Origin of the sequence: Pseudomonas sp. OTU750018, assembly GCF_011636575.1 — a bacterium.
In the GTDB taxonomy this organism is placed as follows: domain Bacteria; phylum Pseudomonadota; class Gammaproteobacteria; order Pseudomonadales; family Pseudomonadaceae; genus Aquipseudomonas; species Aquipseudomonas peli.
This window is the reverse complement of the sequence record NZ_JAAPAU010000001.1, coordinates 389,579-408,335: the sequence shown is the minus strand read 5'-3', so window position 1 is coordinate 408,335 and position 18,757 is coordinate 389,579. Positions and strand designations below refer to the sequence as shown.

The following is an 18,757-nucleotide window of genomic DNA, read 5'->3' as shown; positions in this document are numbered from 1 at the left end:
ACCGAATTGCCACGGCGCTGTCATGCGTCTTTCACTCCGTCTGCGCAGACTCGAGCAAACCCAGCCGGAGGTCGTCCATGACCAGCGCTCAGCTCGCCAAGCCCAGCCGCAAGCAACGTGTCCGTACCCTGTGGATTTCCGACGTGCACCTGGGCACCCGGGATTGTCAGGCTGAACATTTGGCGGCGTTTCTCAAACGCTACCAGACTGACAAGATCTACCTGGTCGGTGACATCATCGACGGCTGGAAGCTGCGCAGCGGGGTGTACTGGCCGCAGTCGCACAGCAACGTGATCCGCCGCCTGCTGACCATGAGTAAGCGTGGCACCGAGGTGGTTTACGTCACCGGCAACCATGACGAATTTCTGCGCCGCTATTCCAGCCTGATGCTCGGCAATATCCAGTTGGTCGACGAGGCCGAGCACTTCACTGCCGATGGTCGCCGGCTGCTGGTGATTCACGGTGACCAGTTCGACGTGATCACCCGTTACCACCGCTGGTTGGCCTTTCTTGGCGACTCGGCCTATGGCTTTACCCTGACCCTCAACCGCTGGCTGAATTTCTGGCGCAGCCGTTATGGCTACGGTTACTGGTCGCTGTCGGCGTACCTCAAGCACAAGGTCAAGAGCGCGGTGAATTTCATCAGCGACTTCGAAGAAGCCATCGTCCATGAATGCGCCAAACGTGGCTTCAATGGCGTGATCTGTGGGCATATCCATCATGCCGAAATCCGCCCGATGGGTGATGTCGAGTACATGAATTGCGGCGATTGGGTGGAGTCCTGCACGGCCTTGATCGAGCATCTGGATGGCAGCATCGAGTTGTATCGCCTGGCCGATGATCAGGCGCGCCAGCTGCAAGCAGCTCCAGTTGCGGCTGCAGAGCCCGCTCTGTGAGGATTCTGATCGTCTCCGACGCTTGGACACCCCAGGTCAATGGTGTGGTCACCAGTTTGCAGGCGTTGATCAGCGAATTGCGGAGTCTTGGCCATCAGGTCAAGCTGCTGTCACCGTCGGACTTTCGCGCGCTGCCGTGCCCCAGTTACCCGGAAATTCCCTTGGTGTGGAACCTCTGGCAGGTTGGTCCGACGATCCGCGCGTTTCAGCCGGACTGCGTGCACCTGGCGACTGAAGGGCCATTGGGTTGGGCAGCGCGGCGCTGGCTGAGCACGCGCGGTCTGGCCTTCTCCAGTGCTATTCATACGCGCTTTCCCGAATACGTGCACACCCGCTGGCCCTTGATCCCATTGGGTTGGGGCTATGCCTTTCTGCGTGCTTTTCACCGGCCGAGTCAGGCCGTGCTGGTGACCACCGAGCGCATGCGTGACGAGTTTTCCAGTTGGGGCTTCAAGCGCCTGGTGCTGTGGTGCAAGGGCGTCGATACACGGCTGTTTCGTCCAGCCAAAACGCTACCAAGCCTTGCCGAACCAGTGTTTTTGTATGTTGGGCGGATCGCCCCGGAGAAGAATATCGAGGCGTTTCTGGCCCTCGATCTGCCGGGGCAAAAGCTGGTGGTCGGCGATGGCCCGCAGCGCGAGGCATTGCAGGCGACTTATCCGCAGGTGAATTTTCTCGGCTACCAGCATGGCCAGGCCTTGGCTGAGGCGTTTCAGGCCGCCAGCGTACTGGTATTCCCCTCGCGTACCGATACCTATGGTTTGGTGATGCTCGAGGCTTTGGCCTGCGGTACGCCAGTAGCAGCGTTTCCGGTGGCCGGGCCGCTGGATGTGCTGCAAGAGGGCGTCAGCGGGGTCATGCTTGATGACTTGCGCGCGGCCTGTCTGGCGGCCTTGAGCTTGGATCGGGGGCGTTGCGCCGAGTTGGCTGCGCGACAATCCTGGCGGGCGTCAGCACTGGAGTTTCTGGCGCAGCAGCCGCTGCTGGATGGTGAGTTGTGTATGCCTGTTGTGCAGGACTCACACGCAGCGGGGCATAAGCAGGCGCTTACATGATCACCTTGTCACGCAGCTTGTCGGCTGCCTGACTCAGGGCCTGGATGACCTTTTCCTTGTCGAAATTCTGGATGCCGTTGGTGTCCAGGTACATGGAGAAGCCTGGCAGTTCGTGTTCGACGTAACTGGATGTGGCGCCCAAGTCGCGGCGGAAATCCACCACCTGATAGATCTGCACCGGGCGGGTAAAGCCCTTGACGGTGATCTGGCCCTTGTCGCGGCACATGATCACGTCCTTGATCAGTGAATAGGTTTCGTGGGAGATCAGGATCTCACCGGATTCAGCAGCGCTTTCCAGGCGGCTGGCGAGGTTCACGTCGCGGCCGATGATGGTGTAGTCCATGCGTGTATCGGCGCCGAAGTTACCCACCGTGCAGTAACCGGTGTTCAGCCCCATGCGGATTTCCAGCGGTTTGGTGATGCCCTGCGCACGCCATTGCTGGCGCAGTACCTTCATATGCTTGCGCATGGCGATGGCCATGGAAACGGCATTCACCGCATCTTTCTTGGCGCCTTTGCTGCTCGGGTCGCCGAAAAATACCATCACGCAGTCGCCAACGAACTTGTCGATCGTGCCGCCGTATTTCAGGCAGATCTTCGACATCTCGTTGAGGTAGGTGTTGAGCAGGTCGGTCAGGGCTTCCGCTTCCAGTTCCTCTGACAGCTCGGTGAAGCCTTTGATGTCGGAGAAGAATACCGTGAGCTTTTTACGTTGGGTCTCCAGGCGCACGCTCTTCTTGCCAGTGAAGATCGACTCCCACACCTGCGGTGACAGGTACTTGGCGAGGTTACGTGCCAACCGGGCAGCTTTTTCCTGTTCGCGGCTGATTTCGCTGCGCACCTGCGCCAGGCGCAGGCCCTGCTGGTGGACAAAATAGGCGGTGATACAGATGTACAGGGTGGTGAAGGCAATGCTGACCAGTGCCACCAGCGCCGGGGTGTGCACGTTGGGCTTGGCCTCAATTATGGCCAGGGTAAAAACGGCACTGCTTAGGGCGATCAGGGCAGCCAGACCGAGGTAACGCAGGCCGCCGATGACCAGGGCACTGAACGTCATGATCAGTAGCGCCATTAAACTGGGTACCACTGAGAAACCCAGCAGGGCAATCGCGCCACCGCAGTGCAAGGCATCAATAAATAGCAGGCTGAGCATCGTGCGCTGCGGGTGATCACGCTTGAAGCGCAGGCTCAGGTGGTGCGCCAGGTGCGGGTAAAGCAGGGCGTAGGGCACCATCCAGAGAATGTCGTAGCTGAAATGTTGGGTGTAGGTGCCGGCGGCAATGCTGGCTGCGATGGCGATATAGGCCAGTACGCGCGAGTAGTACTCACGCAGCGGTGGTGCCGGCAGTGCGGAAATTCGGGGGGCGCTTTTGACATTCATCCGATGGGACAATCCCTGCTGCTCGTCTGGCACCTCTGCTGGGTGCCTGGGTGCCTGGGTGGCGCGCCGTGCAGGCTGCGCGAAATAAGCCAGGGATCATAACCAAGCCCACCGCAACCGCCAAGCGCGGCGGCTGAACGGCAGGGCTGCGTGGGTCAGTGGTCGCGCGCAGTGAGTGCCTAAAACTTGATGCGTCCGGTAAAGGCATCCTTGAGCATGACCCAGTCACCCATCAGCGAGTAGAACGGGTAGTCAAAGGTGGCGGGGCGGTTTTTTTCGAAAACGAAATGGCCGACCCAGGCGAAGCCATAGCCCAGCAACGGGATGGCCAGCAGCCACAGCCACTGCTGAGTGACCAGCGCATAGCCCAACACGCAGAGCACCAACAGGCTCCCAACGTAATGCAGTCGGCGGCAGGTAGCATTGCTGTGTTCCTGCAGGTAATAGGGGTAAAACTCGGCGAAGCTGCTGAAGCGTTCGTGGGTTTCAGTACTCATCGGGGGCTCCTCTTATTCTTTTGAGCGTCACCCAGCTTGCAGCTGTGGCGGCTTACTAGCAGTCTAGGTCGACTGACGCGCTGGGCCACTGACATTAGGTGCCAGTTTAGTATCCTTCTGTCGCCCCCTAGATTCCCTTATAAGAACAACTCATGAGCGAACGTACCACTTCATCCAGTTGGGCCTCGGGCATTGTCGCGGCCCTGGAGCTTGGCGGGGTTGATTGCCGCAGCCTGTTTGCCCAGTTGGGGCTCGACTATGCAGCCCTGACCGATCCCAACGCGCGGTTTGCCCAAGATGCGATGACCCGGCTCTGGCACATGGCCGTGGAGGCCTCGGGCAATCCGGCCATTGGCCTGAATATGGCGAAGATCTTGCGACCATCGTCCTTCAATGTGGTTGGGTATGCGGTGATGAGCAGTCGCAACCTGCAGGAAGGCTTTGCCCGGCTGGTGCGTTATCAGCGGATTATTGGCGAAGGGGCCGACCTCAGCTTTCATCCCACCCCGGAAGGCTATGAGATGCTGCTGGCGATTCATGGTGACCGGCTACCCTCGGCGCGGCAAAGTGCCGAGGCCTCGCTGGCGCACTCCCTAGCGTTTTGCCGTTGGCTGACGGGCAAGCCGCTGCGCCCGCGGCGGGTGAGCTTTATCGGGCCGGCGCCGGAGGACATGGCGCCCTATGAGGAAGTGTTCCAGTGTCCGCTGAAATTCAATGCCGAGCATTACGCCTTGCTGTTCGAGCGCGCAGACCTAGATGCTCCGCTGCCGTCAGCCAATGAGGCGCTGGCACAGCTGCATGACCGCTTTGCCGGCGATTACCTGGCGCGTTTTTCCGGTACACGGGTGACCCATCAGGTGCGTCAGGTGCTATGTCGTCTGTTGCCTCAGGGCGAACCCAAGCGTGAGGCGGTGGCGCAGGCGCTGTTGCTGTCTGAGCGTACGTTGCAGCGGCGCTTGCAGGATGAAGGCACCAGCTACCAGCACCTGCTCGACGATACGCGCCGTGAGTTAGCCGGCCAGTACCTGGGGCAGGCTAACCTGACCCTACTGGAAATTTCCTACCTGCTGGGTTTCTCTGATCCGAGCAACTTCTTCCGCGCTTTCCGTCGCTGGTTTGACAGTACGCCGGGCGAGTACCGCGCGCGGCTGTAGCGACGCGCTTAGTGTCGCCAGAAGGCCGGCAGCATCAGCACCAACACGGTGAGGATTTCCAGGCGGCCGAGCAGCATGCCGAAGGTCAGCAGCCATTTGGCGGTGTCCGGAAGGCTGGAGAAATTACCCGCCGGGCCAATGATCGGGCCCATGCCCGGGCCGACGCCGGAGACGGTGCTGGCCGCGCCACTGAGTGCGGTGATCCAGTCCAGGCCGCAGAGCGTCAGGCCCAATGCCAGCACGGCGATGGTGATGGTGAAGAAGAACGAGAAGGTCAGAATCGAGCGGACAATGTCTTCATCTAGATGGTGGCGGTTGTACTGCTGCTTGATCACCGCGCGCGGATGAATCAGTTGCATCAGGTTGGCCCGGAGCAGCACGTAGGCTACCTGAAAACGGAAGATCTTCAGGCCGCCGGCAGTTGAGCCCGAACACCCCCCGATAAACCCCAAGTAGAAGAACAGCATGCCGGCAAAACCGCCCCACAGTGTGTAGTCACCCAGGGCAAAGCCGGTGGTGGTCATGATCGAGGTGGTGTTGAACGCCACGTGGCGAATGGCTTCGAGCCAGTGCAGCTCGGTGCTGATGTAATACCACGTGCCGAGTAGCAGCCAGGTGCTCAGCAGAATGCCGATAAAGCCCCGCACCTGCTGGTCGCGGATCAGGGCTTTGTAATTGCCGCGCAGCATTGAGGCAAACAGCACGAACGGCACACTGCCGAGAATCATCAGTACGATGGTCACCCAGTGCACGGCGGGCTCGGTCCATTTCCCCAGGGACTGATCAGAGGTGGAAAACCCGCCGGTCGCGATGGCTGACATGGTGTGGTTGATCGCATCGAATACGCCCATGCCAGCGGTCCAGAGTGCCAGGCAGCCGATGAGGCTGATGCCCAGGTAAGCGGCGATCATGTATTTGGCGACCATATGCGAGCGCGGCATGATTTTTTCGGAGCGGTCCGAGGATTCAGTCTGGAACAGGCGCATGCCGCCGATGCGCAGCATGGGCAGAATCGCCACGGCCATGGCGATAAAGCCAATCCCGCCGAGCCAGTGCAGCAGAGAACGCCAGATCAGAATCCCCGGTGACATGCTGTCCAGCCCCGTGAGGACCGTGGCGCCGGTGGCGGTGATGCCCGACATGCTCTCGAATACTGCGTCGGTCACGCCCAGGTGTTGGGAAAACATGAACGGCAGTGCGGCGAACAGCCCCACCAAAATCCAGCTGGACACCGTCAGTAAGTACATGTCGCGTGGGCGCAGCTGCACGTCTTTGGGCCGACCCTGGGCAATCATTGCGATACCCGCTATGCATGTGATCAGGCTGGACCAGAGAAACGCATTGAGCTCATCAGGCCGCGCAAACAATACGAGGGTCAACATGGGGACTGCCATGCTGATCGCCAGGGTCAGAAGAAAGATGCCATTGATAAACGCGATAATCCGCAGGGTCGGCCAAGCCATTTAAGCGTGTTCCATTCCATGAGTAGCAGGAGTCTAGGTGATCGGGCTGGCTTTTCGCTCGGTCGATTTCACTCAATGGCGCCAGAATGCTCGCGTGACCAGAACCAGTACGGTGAGGATTTCCAGTCGACCGAGCAGCATGCCGATGGTCAGCAGCCATTTGGCCGCATCCGGCAAGGTCGAAAAATTACCTGCCGGGCCGATGATTGGCCCTAGTCCCGGGCCCACGTTACAGACGGCTGTCGCGGCACCGGTTAGCGCGGTTACCCAGTCCAGGCCAAGCAGAGTCAGGCCGAGTGCGATCACGCCGATGGTGATGGTGAAGAAAAACGAAAAGGTGATCAGCGAGCGGACAATCTCTTCATCAAGATTGTGGTTGTTGTACTGCTGCTTGATTACTGCGCGTGGGTGCACCAGTTGCTGCAGGTTGGCCCGCAGCAGCACATAGGCCACCTGAAAGCGAAAGATCTTCAGGCCGCCGGAGGTGGAACCCGAACAGCCGCCGACAAAGGTCAGGTAGAAGAACAGTAGCACGGCGAAACTGCCCCAGGTGGTGTAATCGCCCAGGGCATAGCCGGTGGTGGTGACCACCGAGGTGACGTTCACCGCAACGATGCGAAACGCATCCAGCCAGCTGTTATCCGAGTGCAGCCACAGCCAGGTACCGAACACCAGCCAGGTGGCCACGAGAAAGCCGAGAAAGCCGCGTACCTGGTGGTCCTTGAACAGCGCTTTGCGGTTGCCGCGAAGTGTGGCGACATACAGGGTAAAGGGCAGGCCGCCGAAGATCATCAATACCACTGCCACCCAGTGCACGGCCGGTTGGCTCCAGTTGGCCAGGGATGAATCCGAGGTCGAGTAGCCGCCGGTGGAGATCGAGGTCATTGCATGATTGATCGCATCGAAGGGCGTCATGCCCGCCAGCCAAAAGCCGAGAAAGCCGATCAGGGTAAGGCTCAGGTAGATAAACAGAATGTATTTGGCCGCCATATGCGAGCGTGGCATGACCTTCTCGCCCCAGTCGGAGGATTCTGTCTGGAACAGGCGCATGCCACCAACCCGCAGCAACGGCAGAATCGCCACCGCCATGCCGATAAAGCCGATACCGCCCAGCCACTGCAGCATCGAGCGCCAGATCAACAGGCCCGGTGATGCCTTATCCAATCCAACCAGAATGGTTGAGCCGGTGGTGGTAACGCCGGACATGGTTTCGAAGAAGGCATCGGTGTAGCTGATGTGCTGAATCAGCACCATCGGTAGGGCGGCGAAGATGCACACCACCAGCCAGCTACCGGTGGTTAGCAGGTACATGTCGCGCGGGCGCAGATGCGCTTCTTTCGGTCGCCCAGGGAGGACCATGGCAATGCCTGCAACTGCGGTTACCAGGCTGGACCAGAGAAAGGCGTTGAGGTCGTCGGTGCGTGAATACAGCAGCAGCGTCAACATGGGGATGAGCATGCTGACGGCCAGAGTGATCAGGAAGATGCCGAGAATAAAAGCAATGATGCGCAGTGTCGGCAATGACATGGAGTCGGCTCGGGCTCTGTAGGGCAAAGGGTCGTCATTCTACGCGCGCTGCAGCCGCTGTACAGCAGTCGTAATGGGTGCTTTACAAGCGCTTGGCGCTGCATAGAATAGCCACCAGGTGCCGGCCCTTGCCGGTTTCTGAGCCCTCCAAATCATGTCCGATAGTAATCCTTGTCTTAGCTGTGGCGCCTGCTGCGCGCATTTTCGTGTGTCTTTTTTCTGGGGGGAGTGCCAATCGGCCGGTGGTTTGATGCCGGACGATCAGGTTGTGCTGATCACCCCGCACCGTGTTGCCATGCGTGGCACGGAAAGCAAACCCACGCGTTGTAACGCCCTGCTGGGGGAAGTTGGCCAGGGGGTGCGCTGTACGCTGTATGAACAGCGCTCCAGCACCTGCCGCGAATTTGAGGCCTCCTGGGCCAATGGCGAGCACAATCCGCATTGCGATGCGGCGCGCAGTGCGCACGGCTTGCCGCCGTTAATGCCGCCGGTGTTGCCGAGCGTTTCTCCCGAGCGGGTGGCCTGAGAATCTGTGCGGATTGCCCCTCAGCTGCGCGCAGGCACTAGAATGGTCGACTGTTTCAATTGCCGAGGTGGCTGATGGACGCTCTTGATGCGTTGCTAAACCGTGTTTCTGCGCCGCGCCTGATGGCGCCTGCCCCTGATGCTGCTCAGCGTGAGCTGCTGTTTCGTGCCGCCTTGCGCGCGCCCGATCACGGTCAGCTCAAACCCTGGCGCTTCCTCACAGTGGAAGGCGAAGCGCTTGTGCAACTGGGTGAGCTGTTTGCCCGTGCATTACCTGCTGATGCCAGCCCTGAAGCCTTGACCAAAGCGCGTGCCATGCCACTGCGTGCGCCGTTGCTGGTGGTGGTGATTGCCCGCGTACAAGCCAGCCCTAAAGTCCCAGAGCAGGAGCAAGTGCTGGCCGCCGGCTGCGCTGCCCACGGGATTCTGCTGGCTGCCCATGCGCAAGGTATTGGTGCGGTCTGGCGCACCGGTGATATGGCCTACAACCCGCAGGTCGCCGCTGGCCTGGGTCTGAGCGCGGATGAGCAGGTTATTGCCTACCTCTACCTGGGTACGCCGGAGCGCGAGTTGCGTGCGGTGCCGCAGGTTCAGGTCGATGATTTTGTCACGGCCTGGTCAGCGCCTGATTCGGCAGAGTAAGCGGTAGGCGCAGGGTGGCGATAAAGCCGCCTTGCGCATGATTACTCAGCTCCAGTTGCCCGCCATGCCGCTCCGCCGCGCGGCGCGCGATGGCAAGCCCGAGGCCATGACCACTACTGGTTTGGCCGGGCGCGCGGAAGAAGGGTTCGCCAAGTCGCGTCAGCAGTTCAGGCGCAACGCCGGGGCCATGGTCACGTACGCTCAGGCATAGTTGCTCGGCGTTTCGGCTGGCCGTCAGTTCAATAGTCTGGCCTACCGGGTTAAAGCGCAGGGCATTGCGCAGCAGGTTATCCAGCGCGCGTTGCAGCATGTCCGGCCAACCGTTGAGCTGCAGGTCGCTTTCCAGCTGAATCTCGATTGTTTGCTCGGGCGCATCCAGGCGCGCATCGTCCTGCAGTTTGTGCAGCAGCTCACCCAGGTTGATTGGCTGCGCGGCGCCCGGTTCGGCGTCGAGGCGGGCGAGGGTGAGAATTTCACTGATCAGCGCTTCCAGGCGGTCACACTCCTGGCTCAGGCGTGGCCAGTACTTTTCCCGTTCCACTGCATCGGCGCGCTCGGTCAGCGCCAGGGCGATACGCAGGCGGGCCAGGGGGGAGCGCAACTCATGTGACACGTCGCGCAGCAGCTGGCGCTGACTGCTGATCAAACCTTGAACACGCTCGCCCATGCGGTTGAAGTCAGCCGCCAGTACGCCGAGTTCATCACGTCGCTCGGCCAGTTTGGCCAGGCTGTTCTGCTGGTAGGCGGTTTGCCCCAGATCATGCACTGCGCCGCGCAAGCGATTCAGTGGGCGGGTGATAGACAGCGTCAGCCATAGGCTGAAGAGGGTCAGCACCAACATGGCGATGCCCAGCGCGCTCAACGGCCAGAGCAGGCTGTCGCGCTGCCAGGCGGCAACTTCTGGAATCGGGATGCGGTAAATAAACAAGTAGGTTTCGCCGCTGTGTGGGCTTGTGTAATCGACACTCAAACGGCGCCAGGGCAGGCGCTTTTCATTGCGGTGACGGGCTTCAAAAGCCGCCGCACGCGGCGGGAAGGTGCCTTGAACGACCGGCTGGCCGCTGTCATCGAGGACCTGCACATCGATGCGGAACTTGCGTTTGCGTTGTTCGAGCAAATTTTGGGCTGCGCGCGGGCCTTTCATTTCATAGCGTTGCGTCCATGTCTCGGCGAGGTCGTCCATGCCGGGGTGCTGGCTGAGCAGCCAGGCATCCTGATTGAGCATGCGCCCAAGCAACATGGACAGCCCGGCAACCAGGGCAATGGCCAGCCAGAAGCTGGCAAAAATGCGCCAGAACAGTGACCGCACGGTAGCTCCTTAGTGATGCAGTAGTAGAAATGCTAACGCCCACCCGGCTGGAAAACCGGGTGGGCGTAGCGGCAACAATGCCTGGATCAGTTCTTTTTCGCTTGGTCTGCCTGCCAAGCCTTGAATGCCTGGTGCTCGGCGCGGCGCTCTTCCATCTTTTTCTGGTGCTCGTCGAAGGCTTTCTGCTGCTCGGGCTTGAGCAGGGCGCGGATGGCGCTGTGCTGTTTGTCCTTGGCTGCCTTCAATTCGTCCTGCATGGCTTTCTGTTCCGCCGCCGGCAGCTTGTCCAGGTAGCGCTTGGTGATCTCATGGCGACCTTGCATCTGCTCGCCCATCAGCTTACGGATTTCGCGGTGCTGCTCTTTGCTCAGGTCGAGTTCTTTAAACATCCGGGAGCCATGTTCGCCATGATGGCCGCCGCCGTGCCGTGGACCGTCTTCAGGCATGGCCATGGCCAGGGTTGGGAGCGTCAGGGCGAGCAGTACTGCGGTCAGAGTTTTACGCATGGTGTGTCTCCTTGTCTGAAACCGGTAAACACCGGATGAGCCCAGTCTAGGGCGGTCAAGGTCAAGGGCGGTCAGGGCAAGGTAAAGCTTAGGTAAAGAGCGCGGCGCAGCTGATTTACACAACTACGGCTCAGACGCTGTAGTAGTAACCGCGGCTACGCAGCGCCAAAATTCGCTGGCGGCCGTCGGCATGCGGGCCGAGTTTTTTGCGCAGGTTACTGACGTGCATATCCAGGCTGCGGTCATACAGAGTCAGTTTGCGGCCGAGGGCCAGTTGCGCCAGTTCCTGTTTATCCACCGGTTCGCCCGGCTGTTGCAGCAAGGCTTCGAGGATGCGGCTTTCCGAGAGCGTCAGCAGCACTTCTTGTTCGCCCAGGGTCACGGTGCCGCGGGCCTGACTGTAATGCAGGTCACCCAGGTCGAGTGGGCTGCTGGGTGTGGCCGGCAGGCTGCGGCGTAACACTGCGCGCAGGCGCGCGGTGAGTTCGCGGGGGTCGCAAGGTTTGGCCAGGTAATCGTCGGCGCCCAGTTCAAGACCGAGAATCCGGTCCAGCGGTTCGCCGCGCGCCGAGAGCATCAGCACCGGCAGCTCCGGATGGTCGCTGCGTAACTGCTTGAGCAGCTCCAGGCCGCTGCCATCGGGCAGCATCACATCCAGCACCACGGCATCCGGGCTGTGTTTGGCGAGGGCATTGCGCGCGCTGTGACCATCATGGCAGGCACTGACCTGAAAGCCTTCCTGGGTCAGCCAGCTGGTCAGCAGTTCGCAGAGTTCGACGTCGTCGTCGATTAACAGCAGATCACTCATGGGTCAGTTAAGCCACTCGCTGCGTGAGCGACGGCCACGGCGTAGCAGGGCGCCGATGATCACCCCGAGTAAGCCGGCCCCGGCGCCCGTGGCAAACCACATCTGCTGCTCACTGATCAGCGGTTGCGGGGCGCTGGCGATGGCTTTTTTCAGCTGCAGCTTGAGGCGCTGGTTTTCCTGGCGCAGGCGCTGCAGCTGCACGGTGTCACGTTCGTTGCTGCTGGTCTGCAGTTCAGTCGCGAGGGCTTCGCGTTGCTCTTCGCTGAGCGCCAGTCGCTGCTCCAGTTCATCAATCTGCGTCTGCGCTGAAGTGGCTTCTGCCAATGGCAGCGGAGGGCTTTCCTCAGCCTGAGTGACGGCTGGCAAGCACAGGGTCAAGAGCAGAAACAGCGGGCCTGGACGCATCGGAACTCCTATCTTTGTAATTGTTGTTATGGGTTATTCAGCGGGAGGTTGGCTCAAGGCAAGACCAATTTGAAGGGTTTTACCAGCACCGAGGCGTACACCCCAGCGGCGCGGTAAGGATCGGCTTCGGCCCACTGTTGTGCGGCTTGCAGTGACTCGAACTCGGCGACGATCAAGCTGCCGGAAAACCCCGCAGGGCCTGGATCATTGCTGTCGACGGCGGGGTGCGGTCCGGCGAGGATCAGGCGACCCTCGTTTTTCAGCTGCTCCAGGCGCGCAAGGTGCGCCGGACGGGCATTCAAGCGGTTTTCCAGGGAGTTCTGCACATCGGTGGCAATGATCGCGTAGAGCATTTCAATCCTTAATAAGGTCGTCGGCGCAGGCCGCTGCTTGGGGAGAAAAGCAGCCCGGTCAGGCAAAGTCGAGGAAATATTGGTGCAAGCCAGCAAGAATCTGCATCTGGCGGCATAATATCAAACATAAATGACTCGGAATGCGCCCCCTATGGATGTTGATTTGCATTGCCACAGCACCGCTTCAGATGGCGCACTCGCGCCCGCTGTGGTGGTGGCGCGGGCGTTTGAGCGCGGTGTGCGTGTGCTGGCGTTGACCGATCACGACACCCTTGATGGCCTCGATGAAGCAGGCGCAGCGGCGCAGGCATTGGGCATGCAGTTGATCAACGGTATCGAGCTGTCCTGCACCTGGGGCGGCGCGACCATTCATGTGCTGGGCTACGCCTTTAATCGCGATGCGCCGGCGTTACAGCAGGCAATTGCCGAATTGCACGATGGGCGCTGGCTGCGCGCTGCGGAAATCAGTAAGCGTCTGGAAGCCAAAGGTATGCCGGGGGCACTGGAAGGTGCGCGTGCTCTGCAGCAGGAGTTGGGCGACAGTGGCAATGCTCCGGCACGCCCGCATTTTGCCGACTTTCTGGTGCGCAGTGGGTACGTCAAGGACCGTGCTGAAGCGTTCCGCAAGTGGTTGGGTTCAGGCAAGTTGGGGGATGTGAAACAGCATTGGCCGGAGCTGGCGCAAACTGTGGATACGTTGCGCCGAGCAGGTGCCTGGGTCAGCCTGGCGCATCCCTGGCAGTACGACTTTACTCGCAGTAAACGGCGTAAGTTAATTGCCGATTTTGTCGGAGCGGGTGGGCATTCATTGGAAGTGGTCAACGGCATGCAGCCCGCTGATCAGGTGGGCAGTCTAGCGATTCTGGCGAGGGAGTTCGGCATGTTCGTCACCGCTGGCAGTGATTTCCATGCGCCTGGCCAGTGGTCTGAACTGGGCGTTTACCGCCCGGTGCCCGAGGATCTACCGCCCTTATGGGCACGGTTCCAACATGTCCAGCAGCCTACTGCACTTTGACCCGGGGCCTAGCGTGAGCCAATTCTTCCAGATTCATCCGGAAAACCCGCAAGCACGGTTGATCAAACAGGCCGTGGAAATCATCCGCAATGGCGGTGTGGTGGTCTATCCGACCGACTCTTCCTATGCAGTCGGCTGCCATATTGGCGACAAGAACGCCGTGGAGCGTATTCGTCGCCTGCGCCAACTGGATGACAAGCATAACTTCACCCTGGTATGCCGCGACCTGTCGCAGCTCAGTACCTTTGCCAAGGTTGATACTGCAGCCTTCCGCCTGCTCAAGAGTCATACGCCCGGGCCTTACACGTTTATTCTCAATGCCACACGTGAAGTCCCGCGCATGCTGCTGCATGCCAAACGCCGCACCATTGGCCTGCGTGTGCCTAATCATCCGATTGCCATGGCCTTGCTGGCCGAGCTGGATGAGGCATTGATGAGCGTGACCTTGATTTTGCCGGGCGAAACGCTGCCGATGAGTGATCCTTACGAAATGCGTCAGATGCTTGAGCATCAGGTCGATCTGATCATCGATGGCGGCTTCGGCGGCCTGGAAGCCTCCACTGTGGTCAGCTTGCTCAACGATGAGCCCGAGGTGTTTCGAGTAGGGTGCGGTGATCCGTCGCCTTTTACGAATGGCAACTGATCCTGGCTATAATCGGGTTCCTTTGAGTTTTCAGGTAATCCGTTTTGAGTCTTGTTGACGCTGAACGCCGCGTGCTGTCTGGCATGCGCCCAAGTGGCTTGCTGCACTTGGGGCACTACCAAGGTGTGCTGAAGAACTGGGTGAAGCTGCAACACACCTATGAATGCTTCTTCTGCATCGTTGACCTGCACGCCCTGACCACTGATTACGACGATGTCGGTCCACTGTCGCAGCGCGTCATGGACATGGCGGTGGACTGGTTGGCTGCCGGCGTGAGCCCCAGCTCAGCGACGCTGTTTATCCAGTCGCAAGTCCCTGAACACGCTGAATTACACCTGCTACTGTCGATGATCTGCCCGCTCAGTTGGCTGGAACGCGTGCCCTCCTATAAAGAACAGCAGGAGCAGCTGAACGGCAAGGACCTGAGCACCTTCGGCTTTCTCGGTTACCCCTTGCTGCAGGCGGCTGACATCCTGCTATACCGCGCAGGCGTGGTGCCGGTCGGCAGCGATCAGCTGGCGCATATCGAGTTTGCCCGCGATGTGGCGCGGCGCTTCAACCACTTGTATGGCCGCGAGCCGGGCTTTGAGGAAAAGGCCGAGGCGGCGATCATCAAGCTCGGCAAGAAAGCCGCGACGCTCTACAACAACCTGCGCAGGGCCTATCAGGAACAGGGCGACGCTGAGGCGCTGGAAACCGCGCGAGCGCTGCTCAAGGATCAGCAGAGCATCACCCTGGGCGATAAAGAGCGCCTTTACGGCTACCTGGAAGGTGGCGGCAAGATTCTGCTGATCGAACCGCAGGCCATGCTGGGTGATTCGCCCAAGCTGCTTGGGCTTGATGGCGGCAAGATGTCCAAATCCAATAACAATGCGATTTTCCTGCGTGACAGCGGTTCGGCGATCGAGGAGAAGATCCGCCGCATGCCGACTGATCCGGCGCGGGTGCATCGTGATGATCCGGGTAGCCCGGCGAATTGCCCGGTGTGGTCGCTGCATCAGCTGTATTCCAGCAATGAAACCTGCGACTGGGCACAGCAAGGCTGTCGCAGCGCCGGCATCGGCTGCCTGGAGTGCAAGGCACCCTTGGTCGAAGCGCTGCAGCAGGAACTGCAACCTCTGCAGGCGCGTGCTGCGGATTATCAGGACAACCCTGATCTGGTCCGGCAGATTCTCGCCGACGGCGCTGAGCGCGCGCGCTCTGAAGCGCGCGAAACCCTCACCGAAGTGCGCCTGGCCCTTGGCCTGAATTACCGCTGAACCTGACGCTGTATCTAACTTTGAGAATGACCATGTCCAGCGTGCCAGCCCAGGAACATACCGAGAGCCATCCCCAGGATCAGGCCAATGCCCAGCAGGAGCTGCCATTTGCCCTGGTGTATGGCCAGGCGGTCACTGAAATGCCGCTCGATCTGTACATCCCGCCGGATGCGCTGGAAGTGTTTCTCGAAGCCTTCGAAGGGCCGTTGGACCTGCTGCTTTACTTGATCCGCAAGCAGAACATCGACGTGCTGGATATCCCGGTGGCGGAAATCACCCGCCAGTACATGGGCTACGTCGAGTTGATGCAGTCGGTGCGTCTGGAGCTGGCTGCCGAGTACCTGGTGATGGCGGCCATGCTCGCCGAGATCAAGTCACGCATGCTGTTGCCGCGCTCCAGTGAGGCGGAAGCGGAGGAAGACGACCCGCGCGCCGAGCTGATCCGCCGTCTGCAGGAATACGAGCGTTACAAGGCTGCCGCGGAAGGTATCGACGGCCTTAGCCGGGTTGGCCGTGACGTTACCGTGCCGCGTCTGGACGCGCCCGAAGCGCGGGCGCGCAAGCTGCTACCGGACGTCAGTCTGGAAGAAGTGCTGCTGTCGATGGCTGAGGTGCTGCGCCGCGCCGATATGTTCGAAAGCCACCAGGTCACCCGTGAGGCGCTATCAACCCGCGAGCGCATGAGCGAAGTGCTCGAGCGCCTCAAGGGCGGCGCCTTTGTGCCCTTTGTCAGCCTGTTCAGCGCGGAAGAGGGCAAGCTCGGGGTGGTGGTGACCTTTATGGCGGTGCTCGAGTTGATCAAGGAATCCCTGGTTGAACTGGTGCAAAATGAGGCTTTCGGGCCAATCCATGTGCGTGCGCGAGCTGAATAAGCATGAACCTTAACGAACCTCGTGAGCTGGCCAGCCTGCTCGAAGCCTTTCTGCTGGCATCCGGCAAGCCGCAATCGTTGGAGCGTCTGTATGAACTCTTCGAGGAGGCCGAGCGGCCGGAACCGGCGGTATTCAAGAAGGCCCTGACGCATCTGGGCAAGTCCTGCGAAGGGCGCGCCTTCGAGCTTATCGAGGTGGCGTCCGGTTACCGCCTGCAAGTACGCGAGAAGTTTGCGCCTTGGGTGGGTCGCCTATGGGAAGAGCGCCCGCAGCGCTATTCGCGCGCCATGCTGGAAACCCTGGCGCTGATTGCCTACCGCCAGCCGATCACCCGTGGCGAGATCGAAGATGTGCGCGGTGTGGCGGTGAACAGCCATATCGTCAAAACCCTGCTGGAGCGCGAGTGGATTCGTGTGGTGGGTTACCGCGATGTGCCGGGCAAACCGGCGATGTTCGCCACTACCAAGGCCTTTCTCGATCACTTCAACCTGAAAAGCCTCGACGAATTACCGCCGCTGGCCGCCCTGCGCGAGCTGGAACCGGAGCCGGTGCTTGCCTTCGAGGATGATCTGGAGGCGCCACAAAGCCTGCAGGCGCGTGCCGACCTGGCCCTGGCCGATGAGCCCGCGGTGGAAGCGAGCGAAGAAACCAGCTTCAGCAGCCTGCTGGCTGAACTCGACTCGATGGAGCAGGGTCTGAAGACCGACTTCGATGATTTACCCGAGCAGGACGATGAGCGCGACGATGCTGAAGAGCCTCACGAAACCCTGGATAAAGAGCAGCTGCCTGACTGAAGTGCTGGTGGCACCAATGAAGGCGTTTGCGCGGTGAAAGACCCCTGCATCAAGCTGTGCAAGTTCGAGCGCGATATCTGCCTGGGTTGCGGGCGCAGCAAGGCCGAGATCAAAGGCTGGAAGAAGCTCGACAAGCATGCCCGACGTGCCGTTCTGGCCGAAGCGGATATGCGCTTGCTGAGTTTGGCGACCATCGGTCGACGCAAAGGCTGACGGCCACCGATCAGGCGACTAGCCTCAACCCGTGCGTAAGCGTCACGTTTCGCGTATGCTCCGCGACCCTTCGACGACTCGAGTCGTCCAATCACTAAAGAAAACACCGGGAGGTGCCCAGATGAGTGAAGAAATCGAAGAATACAGTCCCGCAGGCGAAAAACTGCAGAAAGTCATGGCGCGTATGGGCCTGGCTTCACGCCGTGAAATCGAAGCCTGGATTACCGCTGGCCGCGTCAAGGTCAACGGCGCAGTCGCCAGCCTAGGTGTGCGCGTTGACCTGCACGATGCGATTGCTGTCGATGGCAAGGTGATCCGCCGCGAAGAAGCTGCCGAAAACGTGCGTCGCGTCATCATCTACAACAAGCCTGAAGGCGAGATCTGCACCCGTGACGACCCAGAAGGCCGTCCGACTGTATTTGATCGTCTGCCACGGCCGAAAGATGGCCGCTGGATCAACATCGGTCGCCTCGACATCAACACCACCGGTCTGCTGATGTTCACCACCGACGGTGAGCTTGCCAACCGCCTGATGCACCCTTCTTTCCAGATGGACCGCGAGTACGCCGTGCGCGTGCGTGGCGAAGTCGATGAAGAGATGATCGAGCGCCTGAAAGCCGGCGTGATGCTGGAAGATGGCCCAGCCAAGTTCACCGATATCAAGGTCGCTCCGGGCGGTGTGGGCTTCAACCACTGGTATCACTGCGTGGTAATGGAAGGCCGTAACCGCGAAGTGCGTCGTTTGTGGGAATCCCAGGGTCTGGTGGTCAGCCGTCTGAAGCGTGTGCGTTTCGGCCCGGTGTTCATCACCTCGGACCTGACCATGGGTCGCTGGCGCGAAATGAGTCAGCGCGAAGTGGATATCCTCAGCGAGGAAGTCGGCCTCAAGCCGGTCGCCTTGCCGGATATGAAGGAAAAAGCCCGCGATAAGATCGACCGTCTGCAGCGCAAATCGGCCAAGCCGGTGGGGCGTGCGGCACGTCCAGAGCGGACTTTGCGTCCGGCTCATGGCGGCGGCCCGGCAGCGGCCGGTGATCAGGGGCGCTCGCGTCCTGCTCGTGGTGAAGGTGATGAGCGTAGCGAGCGTCCAGTACGCACCCCGCGTGCACCGCGTGCGGATCAGAGCAAGGGGACGCCGGTTGCTGAGCGTCCGAGTGATGTCAACAAGAAACGTCCGGCCAAGCCGGGTGCGCAACGCCCAGGTGTTGAGTTGACTGATCGCCCTTCGCGTAAGCCAGCGGGTGCGCCAGTCAAGCGCCGCAGCCAGCCAACCCGCGACGGTCAGCGTCCAGGTTTTGGTCGCGGTCCTAAGCCGGAGTAATCCATTACGGTGGATGTAAAAAGGCGACCCTCGGGTCGCCTTTTTTATGTCCAGCCATTCATGGCTGACAATCTGTGGGTCGTGGCTGCGCGACATTAAAAATGTCTCGCAGCCATTGT

The 18,757-nt window shown here is 60.4% G+C and carries 21 protein-coding genes; 12 read left to right on the top strand and 9 right to left on the bottom strand.

The features are described 5' to 3' along the window. Positions 1-77: 77 nt before the first annotated feature. Both HCI85_RS02090 and HCI85_RS02085 read left to right on the top strand, forming a co-directional pair. Entirely contained in the window at positions 78-896 is an 819-nt protein-coding gene (locus HCI85_RS02090) for a UDP-2,3-diacylglucosamine diphosphatase (protein ID WP_090248215.1), read from the top strand. After that, positions 893-1,951, top strand: a complete 1,059-nt coding sequence (locus HCI85_RS02085) for a glycosyltransferase family 4 protein (protein WP_167141509.1) — start codon at positions 893-895, stop codon at positions 1,949-1,951. Before HCI85_RS02090 ends, HCI85_RS02085 begins: the two co-directional genes overlap by 4 nt. Here the strand turns inward: HCI85_RS02085 and HCI85_RS02080 are convergent. Both HCI85_RS02080 and HCI85_RS02075 read right to left on the bottom strand, forming a co-directional pair. Beyond that, positions 1,944-3,332: an adenylate/guanylate cyclase domain-containing protein gene (locus HCI85_RS02080; protein ID WP_167141507.1), complete on the bottom strand. Its 1,389-nt coding sequence runs from the start codon at positions 3,330-3,332 to the stop codon at positions 1,944-1,946. The two genes, HCI85_RS02085 and HCI85_RS02080, sit on opposite strands and share 8 nt — an antisense overlap. A gap of 179 nt (positions 3,333-3,511) precedes the next feature. Next, positions 3,512-3,829, bottom strand: a complete 318-nt coding sequence (locus HCI85_RS02075; RefSeq protein WP_167141505.1) for an Mpo1-like protein — start codon at positions 3,827-3,829, stop codon at positions 3,512-3,514. A gap of 152 nt (positions 3,830-3,981) precedes the next feature. Here HCI85_RS02075 and HCI85_RS02070 point away from each other — a divergent pair, with 152 nt between their 5' ends. Beyond that, positions 3,982-4,983 (top strand): AraC family transcriptional regulator, encoded by a 1,002-nt coding sequence (locus HCI85_RS02070; RefSeq protein ID WP_167141503.1) that lies wholly within the window; start codon positions 3,982-3,984, stop codon positions 4,981-4,983. An 8-nt stretch (positions 4,984-4,991) separates the two neighbouring features. Here HCI85_RS02070 and HCI85_RS02065 read toward each other — a convergent pair whose 3' ends face one another. Together HCI85_RS02065 and HCI85_RS02060 are read right to left on the bottom strand one after the other, a co-directional pair. Beyond that, the gene (locus HCI85_RS02065) at positions 4,992-6,446 is read right to left on the bottom strand and encodes a TrkH family potassium uptake protein (RefSeq protein WP_167141501.1); all 1,455 of its coding nucleotides are present in this window, start codon (positions 6,444-6,446) and stop codon (positions 4,992-4,994) included. A gap of 72 nt (positions 6,447-6,518) precedes the next feature. After that, positions 6,519-7,973, bottom strand: a complete 1,455-nt coding sequence (locus HCI85_RS02060) for a TrkH family potassium uptake protein (protein WP_167141499.1) — start codon at positions 7,971-7,973, stop codon at positions 6,519-6,521. Between the two features lie 154 nt (positions 7,974-8,127). Here HCI85_RS02060 and HCI85_RS02055 point away from each other — a divergent pair, with 154 nt between their 5' ends. Continuing rightward, a complete protein-coding gene (locus tag HCI85_RS02055; RefSeq protein ID WP_167141497.1) occupies positions 8,128-8,499 on the top strand; it encodes a YkgJ family cysteine cluster protein in 372 nt (123 codons plus the stop codon). A gap of 74 nt (positions 8,500-8,573) precedes the next feature. Then, positions 8,574-9,140: a nitroreductase family protein gene (locus HCI85_RS02050; protein ID WP_160085022.1), complete on the top strand. Its 567-nt coding sequence runs from the start codon at positions 8,574-8,576 to the stop codon at positions 9,138-9,140. Here the strand turns inward: HCI85_RS02050 and HCI85_RS02045 are convergent. From HCI85_RS02045 to HCI85_RS02025, 5 genes are all read right to left on the bottom strand, one after another. Next, positions 9,106-10,449 carry a sensor histidine kinase gene (locus tag HCI85_RS02045; RefSeq protein WP_167141494.1) on the bottom strand — a complete coding sequence of 448 codons (1,344 nt, stop codon included), beginning with the start codon at positions 10,447-10,449 and terminating at the stop codon, positions 9,106-9,108. The genes HCI85_RS02050 and HCI85_RS02045 overlap by 35 nt on opposite strands. Before the next feature lie 86 nt (positions 10,450-10,535). Beyond that, on the bottom strand, positions 10,536-10,955 hold the full coding sequence (locus tag HCI85_RS02040) for a Spy/CpxP family protein refolding chaperone (RefSeq protein ID WP_167141492.1): 420 nt from the start codon (positions 10,953-10,955) through the stop codon (positions 10,536-10,538). 130 nt (positions 10,956-11,085) lie between these two features. Beyond that, on the bottom strand, positions 11,086-11,763 hold the full coding sequence (locus HCI85_RS02035) for a response regulator transcription factor (protein WP_167141490.1): 678 nt from the start codon (positions 11,761-11,763) through the stop codon (positions 11,086-11,088). A 3-nt stretch (positions 11,764-11,766) separates the two neighbouring features. Then, positions 11,767-12,168: a translation initiation factor 2 gene (locus HCI85_RS02030; protein WP_090248196.1), complete on the bottom strand. Its 402-nt coding sequence runs from the start codon at positions 12,166-12,168 to the stop codon at positions 11,767-11,769. Between the two features lie 53 nt (positions 12,169-12,221). Next, a complete protein-coding gene (locus HCI85_RS02025) occupies positions 12,222-12,521 on the bottom strand; it encodes a YciI family protein (protein ID WP_167141487.1) in 300 nt (99 codons plus the stop codon). A gap of 151 nt (positions 12,522-12,672) precedes the next feature. Between HCI85_RS02025 and HCI85_RS02020 the strand changes: the two genes are divergently transcribed. From HCI85_RS02020 to rluB, 7 genes are all read left to right on the top strand, one after another. Further along, positions 12,673-13,536, top strand: a complete 864-nt coding sequence (locus HCI85_RS02020; protein WP_167141485.1) for a PHP domain-containing protein — start codon at positions 12,673-12,675, stop codon at positions 13,534-13,536. 13 nt (positions 13,537-13,549) lie between these two features. Next, positions 13,550-14,179 carry an L-threonylcarbamoyladenylate synthase gene (locus HCI85_RS02015; RefSeq protein WP_090251107.1) on the top strand — a complete coding sequence of 210 codons (630 nt, stop codon included), beginning with the start codon at positions 13,550-13,552 and terminating at the stop codon, positions 14,177-14,179. Between the two features lie 44 nt (positions 14,180-14,223). Continuing rightward, positions 14,224-15,438 carry a tryptophan--tRNA ligase gene (locus HCI85_RS02010; RefSeq protein ID WP_167141482.1) on the top strand — a complete coding sequence of 405 codons (1,215 nt, stop codon included), beginning with the start codon at positions 14,224-14,226 and terminating at the stop codon, positions 15,436-15,438. A gap of 173 nt (positions 15,439-15,611) precedes the next feature. Further along, entirely contained in the window at positions 15,612-16,310 is a 699-nt protein-coding gene (locus tag HCI85_RS02005; RefSeq protein WP_167144217.1) for a segregation and condensation protein A, read from the top strand. A gap of 2 nt (positions 16,311-16,312) precedes the next feature. Next, on the top strand, positions 16,313-17,104 hold the full coding sequence (gene scpB / locus HCI85_RS02000; RefSeq protein ID WP_167141480.1) for an SMC-Scp complex subunit ScpB: 792 nt from the start codon (positions 16,313-16,315) through the stop codon (positions 17,102-17,104). A 33-nt stretch (positions 17,105-17,137) separates the two neighbouring features. Continuing rightward, positions 17,138-17,317, top strand: coding sequence for a DUF1289 domain-containing protein (locus HCI85_RS01995; protein ID WP_167141478.1), 180 nt, complete (start codon positions 17,138-17,140; stop codon positions 17,315-17,317). Positions 17,318-17,438: 121 nt separating this feature from the next. Then, a complete protein-coding gene (rluB, locus tag HCI85_RS01990) occupies positions 17,439-18,638 on the top strand; it encodes a 23S rRNA pseudouridine(2605) synthase RluB (protein ID WP_167141476.1) in 1,200 nt (399 codons plus the stop codon). Positions 18,639-18,757: the final 119 nt, after the last annotated feature.

Excerpts from the sequence above, each read along its gene's own strand:
- HCI85_RS02090 (WP_090248215.1), top strand. The coding sequence starts at position 78 with ATGACCAGCGCTCAGCTCGCCAAGCCCAGCCGCAAGCAACGTGTCCGT.
- HCI85_RS02080 (WP_167141507.1), bottom strand. The coding sequence starts at position 3,332 with ATGAATGTCAAAAGCGCCCCCCGAATTTCCGCACTGCCGGCACCACCG.
- HCI85_RS02075 (WP_167141505.1), bottom strand. The coding sequence starts at position 3,829 with ATGAGTACTGAAACCCACGAACGCTTCAGCAGCTTCGCCGAGTTTTAC.
- HCI85_RS02070 (WP_167141503.1), top strand. The coding sequence starts at position 3,982 with ATGAGCGAACGTACCACTTCATCCAGTTGGGCCTCGGGCATTGTCGCG.
- HCI85_RS02065 (WP_167141501.1), bottom strand. The coding sequence starts at position 6,446 with ATGGCTTGGCCGACCCTGCGGATTATCGCGTTTATCAATGGCATCTTT.
- HCI85_RS02060 (WP_167141499.1), bottom strand. The coding sequence starts at position 7,973 with ATGTCATTGCCGACACTGCGCATCATTGCTTTTATTCTCGGCATCTTC.
- HCI85_RS02055 (WP_167141497.1), top strand. The coding sequence starts at position 8,128 with ATGTCCGATAGTAATCCTTGTCTTAGCTGTGGCGCCTGCTGCGCGCAT.
- HCI85_RS02050 (WP_160085022.1), top strand. The coding sequence starts at position 8,574 with ATGGACGCTCTTGATGCGTTGCTAAACCGTGTTTCTGCGCCGCGCCTG.
- HCI85_RS02040 (WP_167141492.1), bottom strand. The coding sequence starts at position 10,955 with ATGCGTAAAACTCTGACCGCAGTACTGCTCGCCCTGACGCTCCCAACC.
- HCI85_RS02035 (WP_167141490.1), bottom strand. The coding sequence starts at position 11,763 with ATGAGTGATCTGCTGTTAATCGACGACGACGTCGAACTCTGCGAACTG.
- HCI85_RS02030 (WP_090248196.1), bottom strand. The coding sequence starts at position 12,168 with ATGCGTCCAGGCCCGCTGTTTCTGCTCTTGACCCTGTGCTTGCCAGCC.
- HCI85_RS02025 (WP_167141487.1), bottom strand. The coding sequence starts at position 12,521 with ATGCTCTACGCGATCATTGCCACCGATGTGCAGAACTCCCTGGAAAAC.
- HCI85_RS02020 (WP_167141485.1), top strand. The coding sequence starts at position 12,673 with ATGGATGTTGATTTGCATTGCCACAGCACCGCTTCAGATGGCGCACTC.
- scpB (WP_167141480.1), top strand. The coding sequence starts at position 16,313 with ATGAACCTTAACGAACCTCGTGAGCTGGCCAGCCTGCTCGAAGCCTTT.
- rluB (WP_167141476.1), top strand. The coding sequence starts at position 17,439 with ATGAGTGAAGAAATCGAAGAATACAGTCCCGCAGGCGAAAAACTGCAG.